2 protein-coding genes and 1 pseudogene are annotated in these 3,086 nt (G+C 68.7%); 2 read left to right on the forward strand and 1 reads right to left on the reverse strand.

The features are described from left to right. Both Asi02nite_RS41005 and Asi02nite_RS41010 read left to right on the forward strand, forming a co-directional pair. The coding region (locus Asi02nite_RS41005; RefSeq protein ID WP_203719446.1) for an NUDIX domain-containing protein at positions 1-321 on the forward strand (321 nt) is incomplete at its 5' end. A gap of 85 nt (positions 322-406) precedes the next feature. Beyond that, a complete protein-coding gene (locus Asi02nite_RS41010) occupies positions 407-763 on the forward strand; it encodes a hypothetical protein (protein ID WP_203719447.1) in 357 nt (118 codons plus the stop codon). Here the strand turns inward: Asi02nite_RS41010 and Asi02nite_RS42960 are convergent. Beyond that, a pseudogene (locus Asi02nite_RS42960) lies at positions 741-2,406 on the reverse strand (helix-turn-helix domain-containing protein). The gene Asi02nite_RS41010 and the pseudogene Asi02nite_RS42960 sit on opposite strands and share 23 nt — an antisense overlap. Positions 2,407-3,086: the final 680 nt, after the last annotated feature.

The following is a 3,086-nucleotide window of genomic DNA, read 5'->3' on the forward strand; positions in this document are numbered from 1 at the left end:
CCTAGGGCAGCCTGCCGGCGTGAGATCGCCGAAGAACTTGGGCTACAGGTGGAGGTTGGGCGCCTGCTCAGCGTCGATTGGGCTCCTCACCCAAACGCGGGTGACAAGCTCCTGTTCATCTTCGATGGAGGGCGCCTGACCGCCGAGCAGCTTGCCGGCATCACGTTCAGCGACAACGAACTGTCTGAGTTCCGGTTCGTTCAGCTCGACAAGTTGGACGAGATGACGATCCCGCGGCTCGCACGCAGGCTTCGAGCAACGTTCCAAACGCACGCCAGCGGCGCAGGAACTGCCTACCTCGAAGAAGGCGTGTTGGCGTAGCCGCCAGCGGCGTCCGTCTGTCGGCTGTGCCTGGTCTCGCATGATGTTTGACGGAAAGGCGTCGGAGGACGCTTGACACCAGGTCATGATCGAATATTGGTCGTGTTCTGGTGTTGAAGCGATCGTAGAGGTTGCAGGCGCGGCCCCTGTCCGCATGCGAGGATCTGTGGCCATGGGCCTAGCGGATGCTCTCGCTGAGTGGACGGACGTGGACGGCGCTCAGTACGAGTTGGGCCGAACGGTGGGCTTGTTTGCGGATCGCACGTTTTTTCAGGTCAAGTGGGTTTTCTGGTCGAACAATCCGCTCGGGCAGGCGCTTTGCGACATGCTGCATGCGTTGGTGAAGGCTGGCGTATTGGATTACCGCGACGAGCCCGACAACCAGTTCCGATGGAAGACGGCAGCACCGCTCGATGGCCCTACGGCTGACCCTTCGTGGTGATCTGGTGTTTGGCCTTGGTGCGGTTCAGGTCGGTGGTGCTGCGCCGGGGCACGGCTTTGATAGGGGTGTCGGCGTCGTAGACGGTGACAGTGTGTTCGTCCAGGACGACGGTGACGAGCTTGCGGCCGTGCACAACGCCGACCTGGATGCGTTGCCCGGCGACTTAGATGCTTCCGGTGACCGATACGACCCGCTCGACCGCAGGCGTGGTGGCGGGTGGCGGGATCGGGGAGGCGGGTCGGGCGTCGCGGATGCGGCCGCAGGCGGTGCGCGGGAGTGGGCGGCGCAGCTGCCCGGCGTCGTCGATGACGTGCAGGAGGATGCCGTCGAGGCGAATCCGGACGCGCTGGCCGGCCAGGGGCATGCCGACGCTGATCTGCCGGCCGGCGATGCTGATCCCGCCGCAGGCGTTGACGACCCGGTCGACCTCGACGGCGGCGGTCTGCGGTTCGGGCTGCGGTAGCGGAGGCGGGCCGGCGGGGGTGCCGCCGTCGGCCAGGAGCCGGGCCAGGTCGCGTTGGGACAGCCTGGATGCGGTGGACTTGATGCGGGCGCCGTCGGCGGTCAACACGTGCAGCCGGTCGGTGTCGAGCCAGATCGTGACCGGGGTGCCGGCGAGGGCGGGGCCGAGCCATACCTGTTGCCGGGCGACGGTCAGGGTTCCCCGACGGTGGCACGACTCGAACGAGCTGCACCGGCTCCGGACGGTCGGTGGACACGGTCACCGACCCGGTATCGACCTCGACGGCCGGTGGCGTCCTCGGGGCCGGTGGCGCGGTGGGCAACAGCCCGGACGGCAGGCGCAGCTTCGGCGCGTGCACCTCGATCTGGTCCCGACCGGGGGTCGGGCGGTGGAACCGGTCGGCGGGGAAGGCGTCGTCGATGCCCTGGTGCGGCCGGTCGTAGTTGTATTCGGCGACGAACACGTCCACCGCGGTTTGGGCCTGCTCGATGGTGGCGAACACCCGGCCGTCCAGGCATTTCGCCCTGCAGGCTCTGGTGGAACCGCTCCACCTTGCCGGCGGTGGTCGGAGAGCGGGGTGTGGTGAACCGGCCGGTGAACTGCTTGCCGTTGTCGGCCAGCACCTCACCCGGCAACCCGAAGCGGGTCAGGGCAGCGGCGAACACGGCGCAAACGGCCCGGCCGGTGGCCCGACGAACCACGGTGGCGATCACGCAGTAGCGAAAGTGGTCGTCCAGGCCCGTGACGACCTTCGCCTCGGTGCCGTCAGCGAGGAGCACACCACCGACGATGTCCATCTGCCACAGCTCCATCGGCTCCGGACGTTCCCACCGCCGATAGTCCTCCCGCCGGCGCTTGCGAGGCACCGCCGGGACCAGGTTGTTGCGCCGCGGAATCCGATACACGGTCGCCCGGGCCGGCGGTGGCGTGACCCCGCGACGCCCGGCCTCGAACCGCAGCCGACGCGGACCCCACCGCGGATGATCCCGGCGCAGCTCACAAACCAGCGCTTCCGTCGAGGCGTCAACCCGATGCGGACAGACGTAGGGCCGATGGGATCGATCCTCCAAACCCTTGATGCCCTCTGCGGCATACCGGGCCAGCCAGTTGTGGATCGTCTGCCGCGACACCCCATACCGGGCGGCGACCTCGTCTTCGGAGTGCCACCCAGGCACTCCATCACCGCATGAAACCGCTACTCCAAGACGCTCAACTCCGCGAGCCCCACCCGGTGCTCCTCCCGCCTGAGTAACAAGCGCAACGAGCACAGGCCGACCAGGTGTCAAACATCAACCGAGGCCGCAGTGTCAACCATCAACCGGCGCACGACATCCAGCCACCGGCCGTTGTGTGCAAACTTTCTGTACATCTTCAAGGCGGCCCGAAACGGGCCGCTCGCGCCGCCGCCAGGGCGCGCACCCGCCGCTTAGCTGTCGCGCGCGGCAGGCACGCCAATGCCCGCGGCTGGCGCGATGGTGCGGGAGCGGGACCGCCGAAGAAGCAAATAGCTGGTGTCGGTTTCCGAACGAGGGGCCGGCAGCCGTCCGTGGCGCGCGGCCTAGTCGCCACGTGCGGTGCGTCGACGAGCTGCGGGGCCTACGCGGGTCACGGCTACTGCGCCTCCGGCGGGGGCCTCGGGCTCCGGGCCGGAAGATCCGCCCGGCGGCGCCGGGCCGTGGGCGGTTACTCAGCCGCCCGCCTGCCGTCAACCCCGGCAAGCCGAGCAGACCCCCGCGCGGCGCGCCAGCCGCCGTCGAGCTGTCAAGGTCCGCTTGACGTGGTCCGCCGGGCGGCGGACCGCTCCACCTCTGGTGCGGGTCGACGGCACACGGGCTGATGACGTGCCGTGGACTACCTAAG

It is taken from the genome of Asanoa siamensis (assembly GCF_016862555.1).
GTDB lineage: Bacteria > Actinomycetota > Actinomycetes > Mycobacteriales > Micromonosporaceae > Asanoa > Asanoa siamensis.